At 65.6% G+C, this 18976-nt stretch carries 18 protein-coding genes and 1 pseudogene; 8 read left to right on the top strand and 11 right to left on the bottom strand.

Annotated elements, in window-relative coordinates; translation table 11 throughout:
- Window positions 1-21: 21 nt before the first annotated feature.
- The 3 genes from BLS61_RS09400 to BLS61_RS09390 all read left to right on the top strand — a co-directional run bounded on the left by BLS61_RS09400 (window position 22) and on the right by BLS61_RS09390 (window position 2674).
- Window positions 22-1851, top strand: coding sequence for a diguanylate cyclase (locus BLS61_RS09400; RefSeq protein ID WP_244157928.1), 1830 nt, complete (start codon window positions 22-24; stop codon window positions 1849-1851).
- Window positions 1852-1895: 44 nt separating this feature from the next.
- On the top strand, window positions 1896-2378 hold the full coding sequence (locus tag BLS61_RS09395; protein ID WP_090430150.1) for a GreA/GreB family elongation factor: 483 nt from the start codon (window positions 1896-1898) through the stop codon (window positions 2376-2378).
- 62 nt (window positions 2379-2440) lie between these two features.
- A complete protein-coding gene (locus BLS61_RS09390; RefSeq protein WP_090430148.1) occupies window positions 2441-2674 on the top strand; it encodes a DUF2789 domain-containing protein in 234 nt (77 codons plus the stop codon).
- A gap of 101 nt (window positions 2675-2775) precedes the next feature.
- Here the strand turns inward: BLS61_RS09390 and BLS61_RS09385 are convergent, their stop codons facing one another.
- From BLS61_RS09385 to BLS61_RS09375, 3 genes are read right to left on the bottom strand one after another with little or no spacing between them, the layout of a single operon-like run.
- Window positions 2776-3267: a YgjP-like metallopeptidase domain-containing protein gene (locus BLS61_RS09385; RefSeq protein WP_090430146.1), complete on the bottom strand. Its 492-nt coding sequence runs from the start codon at window positions 3265-3267 to the stop codon at window positions 2776-2778.
- Between the two features lie 48 nt (window positions 3268-3315).
- On the bottom strand, window positions 3316-4416 hold the full coding sequence (locus BLS61_RS09380) for a PQQ-dependent sugar dehydrogenase (RefSeq protein WP_090430144.1): 1101 nt from the start codon (window positions 4414-4416) through the stop codon (window positions 3316-3318).
- 13 nt (window positions 4417-4429) lie between these two features.
- The gene (locus BLS61_RS09375; protein WP_090430142.1) at window positions 4430-4906 is read right to left on the bottom strand and encodes a hypothetical protein; all 477 of its coding nucleotides are present in this window, start codon (window positions 4904-4906) and stop codon (window positions 4430-4432) included.
- 375 nt (window positions 4907-5281) lie between these two features.
- Here BLS61_RS09375 and BLS61_RS09370 point away from each other — a divergent pair, with 375 nt between their 5' ends.
- A complete protein-coding gene (locus BLS61_RS09370) occupies window positions 5282-5965 on the top strand; it encodes a polysaccharide lyase family 7 protein (protein WP_090430140.1) in 684 nt (227 codons plus the stop codon).
- Between the two features lie 77 nt (window positions 5966-6042).
- Here the strand turns inward: BLS61_RS09370 and fba are convergent, their stop codons facing one another.
- From fba to BLS61_RS09335, 7 genes are all read right to left on the bottom strand, one after another.
- A complete protein-coding gene (gene fba, locus BLS61_RS09365; protein ID WP_004373068.1) occupies window positions 6043-7107 on the bottom strand; it encodes a class II fructose-bisphosphate aldolase in 1065 nt (354 codons plus the stop codon).
- Window positions 7108-7219: 112 nt separating this feature from the next.
- A complete protein-coding gene (locus BLS61_RS09360; RefSeq protein WP_090430137.1) occupies window positions 7220-7546 on the bottom strand; it encodes an MliC family protein in 327 nt (108 codons plus the stop codon).
- Between the two features lie 13 nt (window positions 7547-7559).
- Window positions 7560-7745, bottom strand: a complete 186-nt coding sequence (locus BLS61_RS09355; RefSeq protein ID WP_090430136.1) for a hypothetical protein — start codon at window positions 7743-7745, stop codon at window positions 7560-7562.
- 101 nt (window positions 7746-7846) lie between these two features.
- A complete protein-coding gene (locus BLS61_RS09350) occupies window positions 7847-9007 on the bottom strand; it encodes a phosphoglycerate kinase (RefSeq protein WP_090430134.1) in 1161 nt (386 codons plus the stop codon).
- Window positions 9008-9010: 3 nt separating this feature from the next.
- Entirely contained in the window at window positions 9011-10063 is a 1053-nt protein-coding gene (gene epd, locus BLS61_RS09345; RefSeq protein WP_090430132.1) for an erythrose-4-phosphate dehydrogenase, read from the bottom strand.
- 91 nt (window positions 10064-10154) lie between these two features.
- Window positions 10155-12155, bottom strand: coding sequence for a transketolase (gene tkt, locus BLS61_RS09340; protein WP_090430131.1), 2001 nt, complete (start codon window positions 12153-12155; stop codon window positions 10155-10157).
- A 108-nt stretch (window positions 12156-12263) separates the two neighbouring features.
- Entirely contained in the window at window positions 12264-13418 is a 1155-nt protein-coding gene (locus BLS61_RS09335) for a TDT family transporter (protein WP_090430129.1), read from the bottom strand.
- Between the two features lie 110 nt (window positions 13419-13528).
- Between BLS61_RS09335 and BLS61_RS09330 the strand changes: the two genes are divergently transcribed.
- The 3 genes from BLS61_RS09330 to metK all read left to right on the top strand — a co-directional run bounded on the left by BLS61_RS09330 (window position 13529) and on the right by metK (window position 16676).
- Complete coding sequence (locus BLS61_RS09330) at window positions 13529-14410, top strand: LysR family transcriptional regulator (RefSeq protein ID WP_090430128.1); 882 nt, start codon at window positions 13529-13531, stop codon at window positions 14408-14410.
- A 73-nt stretch (window positions 14411-14483) separates the two neighbouring features.
- Window positions 14484-15485: an ArsR/SmtB family transcription factor gene (locus BLS61_RS09325; RefSeq protein ID WP_090430126.1), complete on the top strand. Its 1002-nt coding sequence runs from the start codon at window positions 14484-14486 to the stop codon at window positions 15483-15485.
- Window positions 15486-16676, top strand: a complete 1191-nt coding sequence (metK, locus tag BLS61_RS09320; RefSeq protein WP_090430124.1) for a methionine adenosyltransferase — start codon at window positions 15486-15488, stop codon at window positions 16674-16676.
- A 60-nt stretch (window positions 16677-16736) separates the two neighbouring features.
- Here metK and BLS61_RS09315 read toward each other — a convergent pair whose 3' ends face one another.
- Entirely contained in the window at window positions 16737-16964 is a 228-nt protein-coding gene (locus BLS61_RS09315; RefSeq protein ID WP_244157927.1) for a hypothetical protein, read from the bottom strand.
- A 320-nt stretch (window positions 16965-17284) separates the two neighbouring features.
- Here BLS61_RS09315 and ligB point away from each other — a divergent pair.
- A pseudogene (gene ligB, locus BLS61_RS09310) lies at window positions 17285-18946 on the top strand (NAD-dependent DNA ligase LigB); the annotation flags it as partial.
- Window positions 18947-18976 lie beyond the last annotated feature (30 nt).

Here is an 18976-nt window from a genome sequence, read left to right as displayed (position 1 = left end):
GCTTTCTGCCACTATCTGGCAATGCCTATTTCCCAGGCCCTGCCCATGCCAGCCAAGCGCTACGCCCACCCTGCCCGTGCCGCCTCCTTACCGCGCTTGCTGCTGGTGTGCTGCCTGCTTCTGGCCAGCCAGCTGTGCCTCGCCGCCACCCGCCTGGATGACGCCAGCGCGCCGCAGGATCTTTACGGCCTGGTGGATTTTCTTGCCGACCCGCAGGGCACGCTGAGCCTGGACGATGTGCGCGCCGCCGACGCGCCTTTTCAATCCTCGCGGAGCCGCCGTGATCTGAGCTTCGGCTATGTGCCGGGGGTGATCTGGTTGCGCCTGGAACTGCAATCGGACGCTCAGCAAACGCGTGTCTGGCGCCTGGAGCTGAACTACGCCTCACTGGATGAAGTACGCCTGTACGACATCGGCGCCGACGACGTACGCCAGTCGCGCAGCGGCGACACCGTGCCCTATGCCGAACGCGCCGTCGGTCATCGCAACCCGGTCTTCGAGATCAGCCTGCAGCCCGGCGAGCAACGCACGCTGTACCTGCGCGTCGACTCGCGCGGCAGCATGACCCTCAGCGGAGCGCTGATGTCGCTGCGCGATTTCGAGCAGCACAGCCAGAACGGCTATCTGGTGCACGCCATCTACTTCGGCGTGCTGGTGGCGCTGGGCCTGTACAACCTGCTGCTGTTTCTCGCCCTGCGCGAACGGCCCTTCCTCAATTACGTGCTGTTCATGTGCGCCTTCGCCCTCAGCGTGCTGTCGCTCAACGGCCTTGGCGCGCAGTATCTGTGGTCCGACGCCGCGCCCTGGAGCAATCGCATGTTGCCGGTCAGCCTGACCTCGGCGGCGCTGCTGTCGGTGATCTTCGCCCGCAGCTTCCTCGATACCCGGCAGTGGCTGCCGCGCTGGGATCGGGTGTTGCAGGTACTGTGCGGCGCCACGCTGCTGGCCGTTCTCGCCACCCTGCTCCTGCCGGTGCAGACGGCCTTGCAGACCATGTCGCTGACCGGTCTGATCGTTACCCTGACGCTACTGCTGACCAGCTTCGTCTGCGTCGGCTACCGGGTCCCCGGCGCACGCCTGTTCGCTCTGGCCTGGCTGATGCTGCTGACCGGCGCGGTGCTGCTGGCGCTGCGCAACTTCGCCCTGATTCCGTCGAACTTCCTCACCCTGTATGCCATGCAGATCGGCTCCGGGCTGGAGATGATCCTGCTGTCCTTCGCCCTGGCCGCGCGCTTCAACGAACTCAAGCGCCAGCGCGAGGCAGCGCTGCAGCTCAACGAACAGATCCTGGCCAAACGCGTCACCGAACGCACCCTGGCGCTGGAGCAGGCCAACCAGCGCCTGCGCGAACTGGCGCTGCAGGACCCGCTGACCGGCCTGGCCAATCGCACCGCACTGCAACAGCACCTGGAGCAGGCCCTGGCGCGCAGCCTGCGCCGCAACGAACTGCTCGCCGTGATGCTGATCGATCTGGATGGATTCAAGCCGGTCAACGATCGGCATGGCCATGGCTTTGGTGATCTGGTACTGGCCGAAATCGCCGAGCGCCTGCGCCAGTACGTCCGCGACATCGATCTGCCGGCACGCCTGGGCGGCGACGAATTCGTGGTGGTCTGCGAGAATGTGCAGTCGGCCGAGGATGCCCAGGACCTGGCCAAGCGCCTGCTCGAAGGGCTGGACACGCCGATGTATCTGGAGGATCGTGCCGTGCGCGTCGGTGCCAGCATCGGCATAGCCCTGAGTCGCGGTAGCGACGACGCCACCACCCTGATTCGTCTCGCCGACGCCGCCATGTACCGGGCCAAGGCCGCCGGGCGCAACCGCGTGCAGCTGGACGCCGCGCATCCCTGAATAGGGGCCTGCGCCCATCTCATCACCGCCGCCGATAGCGCACCATGGACAAGAATCTGCTGCTGCAAGACGTACTCAACCATCTGCAGGCCGACCTCGAACAGGCCAGCCGCGCCGCCCTTACCGCGCACGAAGCGGCCACCCATGAAGAGAACGTCGCCGAGAACAAGTACGACACCCTCGGCCTGGAGGCCGCCTACCTGGCCAGCGGCCAGGCGCGACGGGTCGAAGAACTGCGTCAGACCCTGATCACCTGGCGCCAGCTGCGCCCGCGGCCGTTCGTCGAAGCGCAGGGTATCGAACTGGGCGCGCTGATTCTGCTGGCCGGCGAGGATGGCCACGAACAGTGGCTGTTTCTCGGCCCGCAGGGCGCCAGCATGAAGCTGCAGCACGCCGGGCAGAGCATCCAGGTGCTGGGCAATGCCGCGCCGTTGGGGCGCCTGTTGCTGGGCAAACGCCCCGGCGACGAAATCCGGCTGCCGATGGGCCAGCGGCCGCAGCTATTCGAAGTGCTGGCGGCCGAATGAAGGGAACTATTTGAGCTAGGGTTGGGTAATTAACCATGAACCCCAGGTTTGGAGAACCCGACATGGAAACGCCCGTGCACAGCTTGCCGGCCCTGTTCAAGCAGCTCGGCTTGCCCGACGATGCCGCCAGCATCAACGCCTTCATCAGTACCCATTCGCCACTGCCGGACGCCTGCAAACTGTCCGACGCACCGTTCTGGACGCCGGCGCAGGCCGCGCTGCTGCGCGAGGAAATTCTCGAAGACGCCGACTGGGCACCGGTGGTCGACCAGCTCAACGTACGCCTGCACGGCTGAGCCTGCAGGGTGCGTCATGCGCACCTCGCGGGAAAGGACGATGTCCGTGGTGCGCATAGTGCACCCTACGGATAGAGTCATAGCGGCAATCTAGCGCGCTATCAGGCCGAACCCGTCATCTCGCGCCAGGTCAGGTACATGCGCAGATCGAACTCGATCTGCGCGTAACCCGGCAGCATGTGATCGCAGAGCTTGTAGAAGGCCTTGTTGTGCTCGGCCTCTTTCAGGTGCGCCAGTTCGTGCACCACGATCATCTGCAAAAAGGCCGGCGCCGCGTCGCGAAACAGCGAGGCGACGCGAATCTCCTTCTTCGCCTTGAGCTTGCCGCCCTGCACCCGCGAGATCGCCGTGTGCAGGCCGAGGGCGCGATGAGTGAGATCGAGGCGATTGTCGTAGAGCACCTTGTCGATGGCCGGCGCGTTCTTCAGGTGTTCCTGCTTGAGCGCCATCACGTAGCCGTACAGCGCCTTGTCGCTCTGCACCTCGTGGCGCCCCGGGTAGCGCTGCGCCAGGTAGTGGCCCAGCCGATCATCGGCGATCAGCTGGCGCACCTGCTGCTGCACGGCCACCGGATACCCCTGTAGATATTTCACCGCTCAGGTCCCTTGTTGATCAGGACCGCCAGTGTAACGGATCGCGCCCTACTCGCTGGGCACCACGCGCAGCAGGCGGCCCTGCGGATTGTCGGTGAGCAGGTAGAGGGCGCCATCCGGACCACTGCGTACGTCGCGAATGCGTTCCTCCAGCTCCTCGAAGAGAATCTCCTCGCCGGCCAGCATGCCGTCGCGCACGCGAATGCGGCGTACGCTGCGCTCGGCCAGGGTGGCGACGAACAGATCGCCCTGCCAGTCGGGGAACAGCTCGCCGCGATACAGCGTCAGGCTCGACGGCGCGACCGAGGGCGTCCAGTGCAGCAGGGGCTGGGTCAGGCCGGGCAGCTCGGTATAGGGGCTGACCCGCGCGCCGGTGTAATCGATGCCGAAGGTCGCCAGCGGCCAGCCGTAGTTGTTACCGGGCTCGATCAGGTTGAGTTCGTCGCCGCCGCGGGGGCCATGCTCATGGCTGTACAGACGATCGCTCTCCGCATCGAAGAAGATGCCCTGCACGTTGCGATGACCGAGGCTGTAGATCTCCGCCGCGGCGCCGTCCTGCGCCACCAACGGGTTGTCCGGCGGCACGCTGCCGTCGCGGTTCAGGCGCACGATCTTGCCCAGGTGGTTGGCCGGGTTCTGCGCCTGCTCGCGCCAGTCGAAGCCGTCGCCCAGGGTCAGCACCAGGGTCTTGTCGGCCAGGAAAGCGATGCGCCCGCCGTAATGCGACGCGCCGGCCTTGAGCGGCTGGGCGGTGAACAGCACCTCGAAGTCGCGCAATTCGTCATCCACCAGGCGGGCGCGGGCCAGACGCGTGTTGTTGGCCTCCGGCGAGCCGTGTGCATAGCTCAGGTACAGCCAGCGGTTGTCGCGATAGTCCGGATCCAGCGCCACCTCCATCAGCCCGGCCTGAGCGGCGATGAAGATCTCCGGCAGGCCGGCCACCGGCTCGGGATCGACACTGCCATCGGTTTCGATGATGCGCAGGCGCCCGACACGCTCGGTGACCAGCATCCGCCCGTCCGGCAGGAAGGCCATTGCCCAGGGGTTCTCCAGGCCTTCGCTGAAGGTTTCGATGCGGTAATCCAGTGCCAGCAGCGGCGTACTGACCAACAGGGCGCCGAGCAACAGCGCGCGGGGGCTTCTCAACATGGGCAACGCCTTGTCACAGGGAGTCGGAGGAAGTCGGCTGCGTGCGGTAGCGCACCTGACGGCCGAGCAGGCCGAACAGCAGCGCACCGACGCTGCCGCAAGCCATCAGCCCGAGCGTACCGAACGGGCTGCGATCGGCGGCGATCAGCGTCGGCATCGGTGCCACGGCGTTGGCCAGGGCCAGTGCCGACCAGATGGCCATCGCCCCCGCCAGCACGAAGATCGGCCAGCGCAGCTTCGGCATGCGCCGGACGAACCAGACGGCCAATGGCAGGGCGACGAGAAAGCCCAGTGCACTGAGCAGGATGAAGGTCGGGGCGAAACCGAGCAGATCGATGCCGGTGGTGCCGAGGCGCACATCCAGCGGCACCGGCACGCCCAACGCCTGCAGCGCGGCGAGGTTGGTCTGGGTCTGGAAGATCGAGGCAAGCAGCGAGGCCAGCAACACGGCAAGGACGAAAGCGAGCAACAGGCGCGGCTTGCTGGACATGGAAGACGGTTCCCGGAACGACAGTGCACGAATTATGGCGCAGCCCACCAAGCGTTATGGCCCGGGTGTTTTACAGGGTTTTACCTGCACCCGAGCCATACCGTGCGGCGCATTCGCTGCTGGAATTCGCGAACGGAACGAACACGCCAAGATAATCGACCATATATTGACGCCAATAATACGACGGACGGCTATCACGCTTTCTCCGCAACTGCCGCTATAAAGCGCGCCACGAGCGCATTCGCTGCTCGTGACAGGCAGCCCTGCCACCCTTCTAGCTCGCGCGTCACCGGCTGGAACGCCAAGTAAGCCGTTACTGACTCCTGGATGAGATGTGCCCCCGACTGAAGTTTCCGTCTTACAGGAGCTTTAACCATGATCGAACTCGCCATGTGGAATCTCAGCGTTCCAGTGGGCGTCCCCGCGACCACCATCGAAACCCGCGTTCTGGCCGGCGGTTATCAGGATCACTATTTCCAGTCCAAGGAAGGTGCCATCTTCTTCTGGGCACCGGTCAACGGCACCACCACCGAGAGCGCGAAGTACCCCCGCACCGAACTGCGCGAGACCTTCGCCGACGGTCGTCTGCGCAACTGGACCTACCCGGAGGCCGATAACTTCCTGCGCGCATCGCTGAGCGTCAGCCAGGTGCCGTCCACCGGCAAGATCGTCATCGGCCAGATCCACGCGCTGAAGAGCTCCGAGCCGCTGCTCAAGCTGGAGTACCAGTACAAGACCAAGACCGCCGACGGCAACATCGTCGCCAAGGTCCGTCTGACGCCGACGTCGGAGATCCAGGTGGTGAACATCGCCAGCGGCATCCGTCTGAACCAGCCGTTTCGCTACGTGATCAACCTGAAACCCGACGGCACCCTGGCCATCAGCCTCAACAGCATCAACTGGAGTGCACGGATGGATCCAACCTGGGCGGTGAGGCCCCTATACTTCAAGGCCGGGGTCTACACCCAGGACAACACCGGCTACGAAACCGAAGCCGGCGCCGCGCGCTTCGATCAGCTCAGCATCGAGCACCGCGCGCTGGTCGGCTCGGCGAAGTAAGACGGCAAGAGCGCAGGCCATAAAAAACGCCGCGGCTCCTCACGGAGCCGCGGCGTTGTTCGTGCAGCGCGCCTGGCTTAGTTGACCTTGGCGGCCAGCTCGCCACTGGCGTAGCGCTTGTACATGCCTTCCAGGGAGATCGGCTTGATCTTCGAGGCGTTGCCGGCAGTGCCGAAGGCTTCGTAACGGGCGATGCAGATGTCACGCATGGCTTCGATGGTCTTGGCGAAGTATTTGCGCGGATCGAACTCGGCCTTGTTCTGCTCGAGGAAGCGACGGATGGCACCGGTGGAAGCCAGGCGCAGGTCGGTGTCGATATTCACCTTGCGCACGCCGTGCTTGATGCCTTCGACGATCTCTTCGACCGGCACGCCGTAGGTTTCCTTGATGTCGCCACCGTACTCATTGATGATCGCCAGCCAGTCCTGCGGTACCGAACTGGAGCCGTGCATCACCAGGTGGGTGTTGGGGATGCGCTTGTGGATTTCCTTGATGCGCTCGATGGAGAGCACGTCGCCGGTTGGCGGCTTGGTGAACTTGTAGGCGCCATGGCTGGTGCCGATGGCAATCGCCAGGGCATCGACCTGGGTGGCCTTGACGAAGGCCGCCGCTTCTTCCGGGTCGGTCAGCAGCTGGCTGTGGTCCAGCACGCCCTCGGCGCCGACGCCATCCTCTTCACCGGCCATGCCGGTTTCCAGGCTGCCCAGGCAGCCCAGCTCACCTTCCACCGACACGCCGCAGGCATGGGCGAAAGCTACGGTCTGCTGAGTGACGCGAACGTTGTAGTCGTAATCGGCCGGGGTCTTGCCGTCTTCCTTCAGCGAGCCGTCCATCATCACCGAGGAAAAGCCCAGCTGGATGGAGCGCTGGCACACGTCCGGGCTGGTGCCGTGGTCCTGGTGCATGCACACCGGGATATGCGGGAATTCTTCGATGGCAGCCAGGATCAGGTGGCGCAGGAAGGGCGCACCGGCGTATTTGCGGGCACCAGCGGAGGCCTGGACGATGACCGGCGAATCGGTCTTGTCGGCGGCTTCCATGATGGCGCGCATCTGCTCGAGGTTGTTGACGTTGAAGGCCGGCACGCCGTAGCCGAATTCGGCGGCGTGGTCGAGCATCTGGCGCATGCTGATAAGTGCCATTTTTTGAAGCTCCCGATATGGGTTTGTTAAAAATTAAGGGCCACAGGCTACAGGCTTCAGGCTACAGGTAAAAGCCGACCTGTAGCCTGGGGTCTGCCGCCTGGGGCCGCCCTCAGGGCGCCTTGCAGCCGCGACCGATCAGGTCATCGGTGGCGGTCCAGTAGACCAGACCTTCCTCGCCCTTGGTGTGAAACGACAGGCGCCCGTCGCTGTACAGCGCGCCGGATGCGGCCGGTTCCTGGGTCAGACGATAGACGATATCGTCGCTACCCAGGCGCACGTCCACCTGGTCGAAGCTGCCGTTGGCGAAACGCCACTGGACTTCCGCCTGGCTGTCGCACACCCAGCGATTCCACTGATCCGGCGCGGCCGGCTGGCTGCTGCACGCTGCCAACAGCAGGGCGATGGCAGCGAGCCCCGCCAGTCTGGTCCCGATCATTGCTTCTCCTTCGTCAGCAACGCTGCTCCGGTGGCGAGCCAGCGGGTTGGCCGCTGTTCTGCTCGACACGCTGATCATCCTGAGTGGTCGGGGTTTCGATCTGCGCAGGGCTGAATACCTCGCAGGCCGTTTCCCGACCACCGCCGGCACAACCGGCCAGTAACACACCAATGATGCCCAACGCGGCCAACTTGTCCATGACGCGACTCCTTGTTCGATGATCCGGTGTTCTACAGACCATCGCTTCGCGTCAGGGTTTAATCCGCGACGGGCGAGGTAATCCGAGCCCCTGGCGCGCCCTTACTTGGCGCGCTGCTCCAGCACTTCCACGGCCGGCAGCACCTTGCCTTCGACGAACTCGAGGAAAGCGCCGCCACCGGTGGAAATATAGGAAATCTGCTCGGCCACGCCGTACTTGTCGATGGCCGCCAGGGTGTCGCCGCCGCCGGCAATGGAGAACGCCGGGCTTTCGGCGATGGCCAGGGCCAGGGCCTTGGTGCCATTGCCGAACTGATCGAACTCGAACACGCCGACCGGACCGTTCCACAGGATGGTCTGCGAGGCCTTGAGCATCTCGGCGAACTGCTTGGCCGTCTGCGGGCCGATGTCGAGAATCATGTCGTCCTCGGCCACGTCCTTGACCGCCTTGACGGTGGCTTCGGCATCCTCGGCGAAGGCCTTGGCCACCACCACATCGACCGGCAGCGGCACGCTGACCTTGGCCGCGATGGCCTTGGCAGTCTCGACCAGGTCGGCTTCGTACAGCGACTTGCCCACCGGCAGGCCGGCAGCGGCGAGGAAGGTGTTGGCGATGCCGCCACCGACGATCAGCGAGTCGCAGATGTCAGCCAGCGAATTGAGCACATCGAGCTTGGTCGACACCTTGGAGCCGGCGACGATGGCCAGCATCGGCCGGGCCGGTTTGTCCAGGGCCTTGCCCAGGGCTTCCAGCTCGGCAGCCAGCAGCGGGCCGGCGCAGGCGACCTTGGCGAACTTGGCCACGCCATGGGTCGAGCCCTGGGCACGGTGGGCGGTACCGAAGGCGTCCATCACGAACACGTCGCACAGGGCCGCGTACTGCTGGGCCAGTTCGTCGGTGTTCTTCTTCTCGCCCTTGTTGAAACGCACGTTCTCCAGCAGCACCAGCTCACCGGCCTTGACCTCGACACCGCCGAGGTAGTCCTTGACCAGCGGCACGTCATGGCCGAGCGCCTTGCTCAGGTAGGCGGCGACCGGCGCCAGGCTGTCTTCCTCGCTGTAGATGCCCTCTTCCGGGCGGCCCAGGTGCGAGCAGACCAGCACGGCCGCGCCCTTCTCCAGGGCCAGCTTGATGGTCGGCAAGGATGCGAGGATGCGCGCATCGCTCTTGACCACGCCGTCCTTCACCGGAACGTTGAGGTCTTCGCGAATCAGCACGCGTTTACCGGCGAGGTCGAGATCGGTCATCTTCAGAACGGTCATGATTCAGTCCTTCGGAGCAGGATTGGCTATTGATAGGAAATGTTCAGCGACGTCGAGCATGCGGTTGGCGAAGCCCCACTCGTTGTCGAACCAGGCCAGCAGGTTGACCAGGCGCGGGCCGGACACGCGGGTCTGGCTGCCGTCGACGATGGCCGAGTGCGGGTCGTGGTTGAAATCGCAGCTGGCGTGCGGCAGTTCGGTGTAGGCCAGCAGGTTCTTCAGCGGGCCGTGCTCGGCGGCCTGGCGCAGCACCTGATTGATCTCGGCGGCACTGGTGTCGCGCGCGGTCTGCAGGGTGATGTCCAGGCAGGAGACGTTGACCGTCGGCACGCGAATGGCCTTGGCCTGAATGCGCCCGGTCAACTCCGGCAGCAGGCGCTCGATACCGCGGGCCAGGCCGGTGGACACCGGAATCACCGACTGGAAGGCCGAGCGCGTACGGCGCAGGTCTTCGTGGTGATAGGCATCGATCACGGGCTGGTCGTTCATCGCCGAGTGGATGGTGGTTATGGAGACGTATTCCAGACCCACCAGCTCGTCGAGAAGTTTCAACAGCGGTACGCCGCAGTTGGTGGTACATGACGCATTCGACACCAGGCGCTCGCTGCCCACCAGGCAATCCTGATTGACCCCGTAAACCACGGTGGCGTCGATATCCGCCTCGCTGGCCATCGGCTGCGACAGCAGCACGCGCGGCGCACCGGCAGCGAGGAAGCGTTCAGCATCGGCACGCGTGGTGTACTGGCCGGAGCATTCGAGCAACAGATCGATGTCCAGCGCCGCCCAGTCGACGGCCTCCGGCTCGCTCTGACGCAGCACCTTCACGCAATCGCCATTGATGTGCAGGCAGTCGCCATCGACCTTCACCTCGCCGGGGAAGCGCCCGTGGGTGGAGTCGAAGCGGGTCAGGTACTCGATGCTGGCCTGGTCGGCCAGGTCGTTGAGCGCGACGATTTCCAGGCTCGACGAGCTGCCACGCTCGTGCAACGCGCGCAGCACGCAGCGGCCGATGCGGCCGTAACCGTTGAGGGCGACGCGATAGGGGCGTAGTGGCATAGCTGCAAGCCGCAAGCTTCAAGCTGCACGTAAAAGCCGCAGGCAGATGACCCTCTTGCTTGCGGCTTGGGCGTGCAGCTCGTGGCTGGCGTTAGCCCTCCAGCAGTTCTTCGGCGGTGGCGAGGATGTTGTCGACGGTGAAACCGAAGTGCTCGAACAGCGCCGGCGCCGGGGCCGACTCACCGAAGCTGGTCATGCCGATGATGCGACCTTCCAGGCCCACGTACTTGTACCAGTAGTCGGCATGCGAGGCTTCGATGGCGATGCGCGCACCGATCTGCAGCGGCAGCACGGCCTGCTTGTAGGCAGCGTCCTGCTGGTCGAACACGCTGGTCGACGGCATGGACACCACGCGCACCTGGCGGCCCTGCTCTTCCAGCTTGGCGGCTGCCTGCATGGCCAGGGCGACTTCCGAACCGGTGGCGATGAGGATCAGCTCCGGCTCGCCGGCGCTATCCTTGAGCACGTAGCCACCCCGCTCAATATCACTGAGCTGCTGGGCATCGCGCTGCTGGTGCGGCAGGTTCTGGCGGCTGAACACCAGGGCGCTCGGGCCGTCGGCGCGCTCGATGGCGTATTTCCAGGCCACGGCGGATTCCACGGCATCGGCCGGGCGCCAGGTGTCGAGGTTCGGCGTGCCACGCAGGCTGGCCAGCTGCTCGATCGGCTGGTGGGTCGGGCCGTCTTCGCCCAGGCCGATGGAGTCGTGGGTAAACACGTAGAGCACGCGCTGTTTCATCAGCGCGGACATGCGCACGGCGTTGCGCGCGTATTCCATGAAGATCAGGAAGGTCGCGCCGTACGGCACGAAGCCGCCGTGCAGGGCGATGCCGTTCATGATCGCGCTCATGCCGAACTCGCGCACACCGTAGAACATGTAGTTGCCGGAGGCGTCTTCGGCAGACACGCCCTTGCAGCCCTTCCACAGGGTCAGGTTGGAGCCGGCCAGGTCGGCCGAACCGCCGAGGAATTCCGGCAGCAGCGGGCCGAAGGCGTTCAGCGCGTTCTGGCTGGCCTTGCGGCTGGCGATGGTCTCGCCCTTCTCGGCGACGTCCTTGATGTAGGCGGCGGCCTTCTCGGCGAAATCGGCCGGCAGCTCACCTTTGATGCGGCGCTTGAACTCGGCAGCCAGTTCGGGGAACGCTGCGGCGTAAGCGGCGAATTTTTCGTTCCAGGCAGCTTCGGCGGCAGCGCCGGCTTCCTTGGCGTCCCACTCGGCGTAGATTTCGGCGGGGATTTCGAACGGGCCGTGGCTCCAGCTCAGCGCGGCGCGGGTCAGGGCGATCTCGTCGTTGCCCAGCGGCGCGCCGTGGCACTCTTCCTTGCCCTGCTTGTTCGGCGAGCCGAAGCCGATGGTGGTCTTGCAGCAGATCAGGGTGGGCTGATCGAGGCTCTTGCGCGCGGTGTCGATGGCCATCTTGATCTCGTCGGCGTCATGGCCGTCGACGTTGCGGATCACCTGCCAGCCATAGGACTCGAAGCGCTTGGGCGTGTCGTCGGTGAACCAGCCCTCGACCTCGCCATCGATGGAAATGCCGTTGTCGTCGTAGAAGGCGATCAGCTTGCCCAGGCCGAGGGTGCCGGCCAGCGAGCAGACTTCGTGGGAAATGCCTTCCATCATGCAGCCGTCACCGAGGAACACGTAGGTGTTGTGGTCGACGATGGTGTGGCCTTCACGGTTGAACTGCGCACCCAGCACCTTCTCGGCGATGGCGAAACCGACGGCGTTGGCGATGCCCTGGCCGAGCGGGCCGGTGGTGGTTTCCACGCCCGGGGTATAGCCGTACTCCGGGTGCCCCGGGGTCTTGCTGTGCAGCTGGCGGAAGTTCTTCAGATCGTCGATCGACAGGTCATAGCCGGTCAGGTGCAGCAGCGAATAGATCAGCATCGAACCATGGCCGTTGGACAGCACGAAGCGGTCCCGATCGGCGAAGCTCGGGTTCTGCGGGTTGTGCTTGAGGTAGTCGCGCCACAGCACTTCGGCGATGTCCGCCATGCCCATGGGGGCACCGGGGTGGCCGCTGTTGGCTTTCTGCACGGCATCCATGCTGAGGGCACGAATGGCATTGGCTCGCTCACGACGGCTGGGCATCGCTGAATCTCCTACGGGGGCTGCTTCTAATGAAGGGGGCGAAAAAAGACGCCTATTTTCGCCCAGCCGCCCCCTGCGGGGCAATGACAGATGGTCGTAGCGACCAAATCAGCCCGCTTGCTCGCTCAGAACGCTCACCGCAGGGCTGCCCGGCCCGCCCAGACAGGGCGCCTGAAATAGCTCGCCATGCCAGATACCGGCGAGGGTGCGACTGAACACCAGCGACCATACCGCCGCCAGTTGCACCGCCAGCAGCAGGCCGACGAAGGCGAAGAAGCTCAGGCCGGTCAGCGCCTGCAGCTCGAAGGTGGCCAGGGCAAACACCCCCAGGGGAAAGGTGAAGCCCCACCAGCCAAGGTTGAACGCCATGTTGTCGCGGATGTAGTGACGGGTGAACAGGGTGGCGATCACCAGCCACCAGAGCCCGGCGCCCCACAGCGCCAGACCGCCGATCAGGCCGAGGTCCCGCGCCAGCTCGGCGGCGCTGACCAGCGGCGTGCCGGCGAAGGCCAGGGGCGCGGCCTGCCCCATGCTGAGCAGCCCCAGACAGCCGGTTGCCAGCGGCCCCAGCGGCAACCAGCTGGTGGCGGCGAAGTCGGTATCCGGCAGCTTGTGCAAAGCCAGGCGCAGCAGCACCAGGGTGATCAGCGAGAACGCCAGCGACAGCGATAGCCCCCACAGCACGAAACCGGCCACCAATAATTGCTGCGCCGCCTCGGCTGCCAGATGCGGCGCCAGCGATCCCGCCGTACTGGCCGCGACCTCGGGTGCGACTATAGGTAGCAGCCAGACGGCGGTGAGTTTCTCCAGCGCGTGATGCTGGCGGGTGAACATCAGGTAGGGCACCAGCAAGGCGCCCAGCAGCGCCAGCGCCGCGTCCAGCCACCACAGCAGGTTAGCCAGGGCGTAGACGACCTCACCCCAGCGCGGCACGCCGAACAACAGCAGCCCCTTGATCAGCACGGCCAGGCCCATGGGTATGGCGCCGAGGAACATCGACTGTACCGGATGCAGCAGCATCGGCCAGACGGTGTCGCGAAACAGCGCCAGGCGCAGCAGAAACAGCAGGCTGAACAGCGCGAACAGCCCCACCGCGACGAACCAGAGCCCTTCGGCAAGCAGCCACAGTCCCGGCATGCGCCAGGGCAGGTGGGCGATCACCAGCGCCAGCACGCCGGTGCCCATGGTCATGGCGAACCAGCTGGGGGTGAAATGACGAATGAAGGCCAGGGGCTCGGGTAAACGGCTGAAAGGGCGCGGCATGAGTCGGGTGGTCCCGTGACAGGAATGACGACGCAAGGTTAAGAAGCGACTTGCCATATGAAAAATACATATTCAGCATCTTCTAAATGCCTTTCATTTATGCCTAAGCCATGAATCTGCATCACCTCAAGGTCTTTCTCGCGGTCGCCGAAGCCGGCAGCATCAGCGCTGGCGCCGAACGCCTGCATATCAGCCAGCCAGCGGTGACGCGCGAGATTCGCGACCTCGAAGCCAGCCTCGACCTGCGTCTGTTCGACCGCCTGCCGCGCGGCGTGCAGCTGACCGAAGGCGGCCTGCGCCTGTTCGACTATGCCCAGCGCATCTTCAGCCTGGAGCGCGCGGCTGAACGCGATCTGCGTGATTTCGCCCAGCTCGAGCAGGGCGAGCTGCACCTGGGCGCCAGTGCCACGCTCGGCGCCTACCTGCTGCCGCCCCTGCTGACCCGCTTTCGCGCCGTGCATCCGCAAATCTTCGTCAGCCTGGAAGTGAGCAATACCGATGTCGTGACCCGCCAGCTGGACGAGGGCCGCATCAGCCTGGGTTTCGTCGAAGGGCCGTTCGCAAAGAGCGACTACGCCCATCACCTGCTGGCGCGCGACGCCCTGCTGCCCGTGGCATCGCCCCATCACCCGCTGGCCGGCAGCACCGCGCTCAAGGCCGAAAGATTGCAGGACTATCCGCTGTACATGCGCGAGCCGGGCTCCGGCGCGCGCGTCAGCATCGAGCAGGCCTACCAGGCGCATGGCCTGGAGCCCAGGGCCGGCATGGCCATCGGCAGCACCGAGGCGCTCAAGCGCCTGCTCGCCGACGGCCAGGGCATCGCCTGGCTGTCGCAACGGGTGGTGGAGCGTGAACTGGCCAGCGGCGAACTACGCCGCCTGCCGGTGCAGGACCTGCACATAGAACGCGAGCTTCACGTGCTGTGGCGCCTCGGCGCCAGCCTGAGCCCGGCGCCCGCAGCCTTTCTGCAGCTGAGCCAGATGCCAGGCTGACTCCGAATCCAATATCAAAACTTTTTGATATTGGTGTTGCTGTATGAAAAATGACCGACTAGACTGCGCCACCATGACCCTGCGCGCACCCGAGTTGGATTTCGACCCCTGCGACACGCTCGCCGCCCTGTGCAAGGCCGGCGGCGATCCGTTGCGCCTGAACGTGCTGCGCGCACTGAGCAACGACTCGTTCGGCGTGCTGGAGCTGGCGCAGATCTTCGCCATCGGCCAGTCGGGCATGAGCCATCACCTCAAGGTGCTGGCCCAGGCCGGGCTGGTGGCGACGCGCCGCGAGGGCAATGCGATCTTCTACCGCCGCGCCCTGCCCAATGGCCGCCTGCATGCCGCGCTGCTGGAAGACATCGACGAACTGCCGCTACCCGGCGACGTGCAGGCGCGCATCGCCACCGTGCATCAGCAGCGCGCCACCGTCAGCCGCGACTTCTTCGCACGCATGGCCAGCAGTTTCCAGGCCCAGCAGGACCTGATCGCCGGCCTGCCGCAGTACCGCGACAGCCTGCTGGCCCTGCTCGATGCGCTGCATTTCGCGCCAGGCGCCACGGCGCTGGAAATCGGCCCGGGCGACGGTGCCTTCCTGCCCGAGCTGGCGCAGCGTTTCGCCCAGGTCACGGCACTGGACAACAGCCCGGCTATGCTCGAACTGGCCAGCCAGCGTTGCGCTGCCGAGGGTCTGCACAACGTCGAGCTGAAACTGGCCGATGCCCTGCAGGACGAACAGCAGCCCGCAGATTGTGTGGTGCTGAACATGGTGCTGCACCACTTCGCCACGCCGGCCGAGGCCTTTCGCAAGCTGGCCGGGCTGGTCGCCCCTGGTGGCAGTCTGTTGCTCAGCGAACTGTGCAGCCATGACCAGAGCTGGGCGCGCGAAGCCTGCGGCGACCTGTGGCTCGGCTTCGAACAGGAAGACCTGGCGCGCTGGGCGACGGCCGCCGGCCTGACGCCCGGCGAAAGCCTGTACATAGGCCTGAAAAACGGCTTTCAGATTCAATTACGGCACTTTGCCAAACCCGATGCGCACAGCGCCTTCAGCCTCCGGCAAGAAAGGAACCGATAGATGAGCGAATATTCCCTGTTTACGTCCGAGTCCGTGTCCGAGGGGCATCCGGACAAGATCGCCGACCAGATCTCCGATGCGGTGCTCGACGCCATCATCGCCCAGGACAAGCACGCCCGCGTGGCCGTGGAAACCCTGGTCAAGACCGGCGTGGCCATCGTGGCCGGTGAAGTCACCACCAGCGCCTGGGTCGACCTGGAGCAGATCGTCCGCGACGTGATCTGCGATATCGGCTACACCAGCAGCGACGTCGGCTTCGACGGCGCCACCTGCGGCGTGCTGAACATCATCGGCAAGCAGTCCCCGGACATCAACCAGGGCGTCGACCGCGCCAAGCCGGAAGACCAGGGCGCAGGCGACCAGGGCCTGATGTTCGGTTACGCCAGCAACGAAACCGACGTGCTGATGCCGGCGCCGATCTGCTTCTCGCACCGCCTGGTCGAGCGTCAGGCCGAGGCGCGCAAGTCCGGCCTGCTGCCGTGGCTGCGCCCGGACGCCAAGAGCCAGGTCACCTGCCGCTACGAGAATGGCAAGGTGGCGGCCATCGACGCGGTCGTGCTGTCCACCCAGCACAACCCGGAAGTGAAATACGACGACCTGCGCGACGGCGTGATGGAGCTGATCGTCAAGCACGTGCTGCCGGCCGAGCTGCTGCACAAGGACACCCAGTTCCACATCAACCCGACCGGCCAGTTCATCATCGGCGGCCCGGTGGGCGACTGCGGCCTGACCGGGCGCAAGATCATCGTCGACAGCTACGGCGGCATGGCCCGTCACGGCGGCGGCGCCTTCTCCGGCAAGGACCCGTCCAAGGTCGACCGCAGCGCCGCCTACGCCGGCCGCTACGTGGCCAAGAACATCGTCGCTGCCGGCCTGGCCGAGCGCTGCGAGATCCAGGTGTCCTATGCCATTGGCGTGGCCCAGCCGACTTCCATCTCGATCAACACCTTCGGCACCCACAAGATCGCCGAAGACAAGATCATCAAACTGGTACGCGACGTGTTCGACCTGCGTCCCTACGCCATCACCAAGATGCTCGACCTGCTGCACCCGATGTACCAGGACACCGCTGCCTACGGCCACTTCGGTCGCGCGCCGCAGTCCAAGACCGTCGGCGACGACAGCTTCACCACCTTCACCTGGGAGCGCACCGACAAGGCTGCCGACCTGCGCGCCGCTGCCGGCCTGTAACCCTGAAAATGAAAAAGCCCCGCCAGAGCGATCTGGCGGGGCTTTTTCGTGCCCGGTGGCTTATTTGCCGAACATCGAGCTCAGGCCCTTGAGCGCGTCCTTGGTGGCGTTGACGCTTTCCACCGCGCCGTTCAGCTGATCGGGCGCAGCAGCCTGGGAGGCGCCGGCCTCGGCGTTCAGACGCTCACAGCCGCCATCGAGCGCTGCCAGGTTGTCCTTGGCCTTGTCGTTGCCAGACAGCGCTGCCAGCTGCTTGAGCTGAGCCAGGCCGTCCTGATTGGCAGCCATCTGCTCCTGGCACTTGGCCTGGAGCGAGGCAACCTCGGTAGCGTGGGACGACAGGCAAGCGAAGGCCAGAGTGGCAAAACAGGCAACAGAAGCAATACGCATTAGTGAAGACCTCTTGGGGTTGAGGCCCGGCTGTCCATGCGCCCCCGCCGGGCAAATCCATTTGTTGGGGGTGGAAAAAAGGGGCGGCAATCTATCACCGGCCCGGACGGGCAACAAGGAAAACCGCGCAGCGCTGTGCAGTCATTCACGCTCGCAACTCGAACACTCGGCCCACGCCTGCTAGGCTGACCCTGAACCTCGAGCATGGAAGCTCCGCGATGAAATCCATTCTGTTGCTGCTACTGCTGCCGCTGGCCGCCCTCGCCGAGCCCTGCCCGAACTGGACGCAGACACGCGCAGCCACGGAACTGGGCGCGCTGTCCCGGCAGATCGCGCAATGGGACGATGCCTACCACAACCACGGCCTCTCGCTGGTGGCCGATGAGCTCTACGATCAGGCGCGCCAGCGCCTGCAGTCCTGGCACCAGTGTTTTCCCAGCGCACTTCACAGCCTGCCGCAGCCACTGGCCGGCAGCACGGGCAGACTCGCCCACCCGATAGCGCAAACCGGCCTGCGCAAGCTCGGCGATGCAGCGGTCGCCGAGTGGATCGCCAGCCGTGACGACCTGTGGATTCAACCCAAGGTCGATGGTGTCGCGGTCACCCTGGTCTACCGCGACGGCGTTCTGCAGCAGGCCATCAGCCGCGGTGACGGGCGCCATGGCCAGGACTGGACGGCCCATGCCAGGCAGCTGCCGGCCGTGCCGACGCAACTGCCTGAACCACTCGACGCCATCCTCCAGGGCGAACTCTACTGGCGCCTGGATGAGCATGTGCAAAGCCGCGATGCGGGTGCGGGCGCGCGGGGCAAGGTAGCCGGCCTGATGGCGCGCCAGCGCCTGGATGACCTGGAGGCCGCCGCCGTCGGCCTGTTCGTCTGGGATTGGCCGGACGGCCCGGCGGGCATGCCTGAACGCCTGCAGGCCCTGCACAGGCTCGGCTTCACCGACAGCCTGCACTACACCCAGGCGCTGGAAAACCCGCAGCAGGCCCGCCACTGGCGCCAGCGCTGGTTCGACGAACCGCAGCCGTTCGCCAGCGATGGCGTGGTGCTGCGCCAGGGCACACGGCCGCATGGCGCACGCTGGCAGGCCGAGGCGCCGCACTGGGCGATTGCCTGGAAATACCCGGCCAGCCAGGCCCTGGCCGTGGTTCAGGCGGTGGAGTTCAACATCGGCCGCACGGGACGCATCACGCCGGTGCTGCGCCTGCAGCCGGTCGACCTCGACGAGCGCCGTATCGGCCGCGTCGCCCTCGGCTCGCTGCACGCCTGGCAGACGCTGGATGTGCGCCCCGGCGATCAGGTATCGATACGCCTGGCCGGCCTGACCATTCCGCGCCTCGATCAGGTGATCTGGCGCAGCCCGGAACGCGCGGCGGTGCATGTGCCCGACCCCGAGCGATACCACACACTCAGCTGCTGGCAGCCGAGCGCAGACTGCCGGCAACAGTTTCTCGCACGCCTGAACTGGCTCGCCGGCAAACAGGGACTGAACCTGCCCGGCGTCGGTCCGGGCACCTGGAGCACGCTGCTGGCGGGCGAGCAGCTCGAGGACCTGCTTGGCTGGCTGGCGCTCGACAGCGAGCACCTGCAACAGCTGCCCGGTATCGGTCCGAAGCGCGCCGGGCAGTTGCAACAGGCCTTTGCCCAGGCCCGGCAACGCTCGCTGCAACAGTGGTTGCAGGCCCTTGGCGCGCCGCCCGGCCTGAAAATCGGCGCCACAGATGACTGGGCCAGCCTGCAGGCCCGCGATCGAAACCAGTGGATGCGCCAGCCCGGCGTGGGCCCGAAGAACGCCGAACGGCTGCAGGCATTCTTCAGCCACCCGGAAGTGCGGCGCCTGGGCGAGCGGCTGCAGCAGGCCGGTATCGGCGCCTTCCAGCCGGCGCAATGCGCTCACGCAGCCGAT

Source organism: Ectopseudomonas guguanensis, from assembly GCF_900104265.1.
In the GTDB taxonomy this organism is placed as follows: Bacteria; Pseudomonadota; Gammaproteobacteria; order Pseudomonadales; family Pseudomonadaceae; genus Aquipseudomonas; species Aquipseudomonas guguanensis.
Note: the sequence above shows the minus strand (reverse complement) of the source record. Positions and strands in the feature narration are given on the sequence as shown.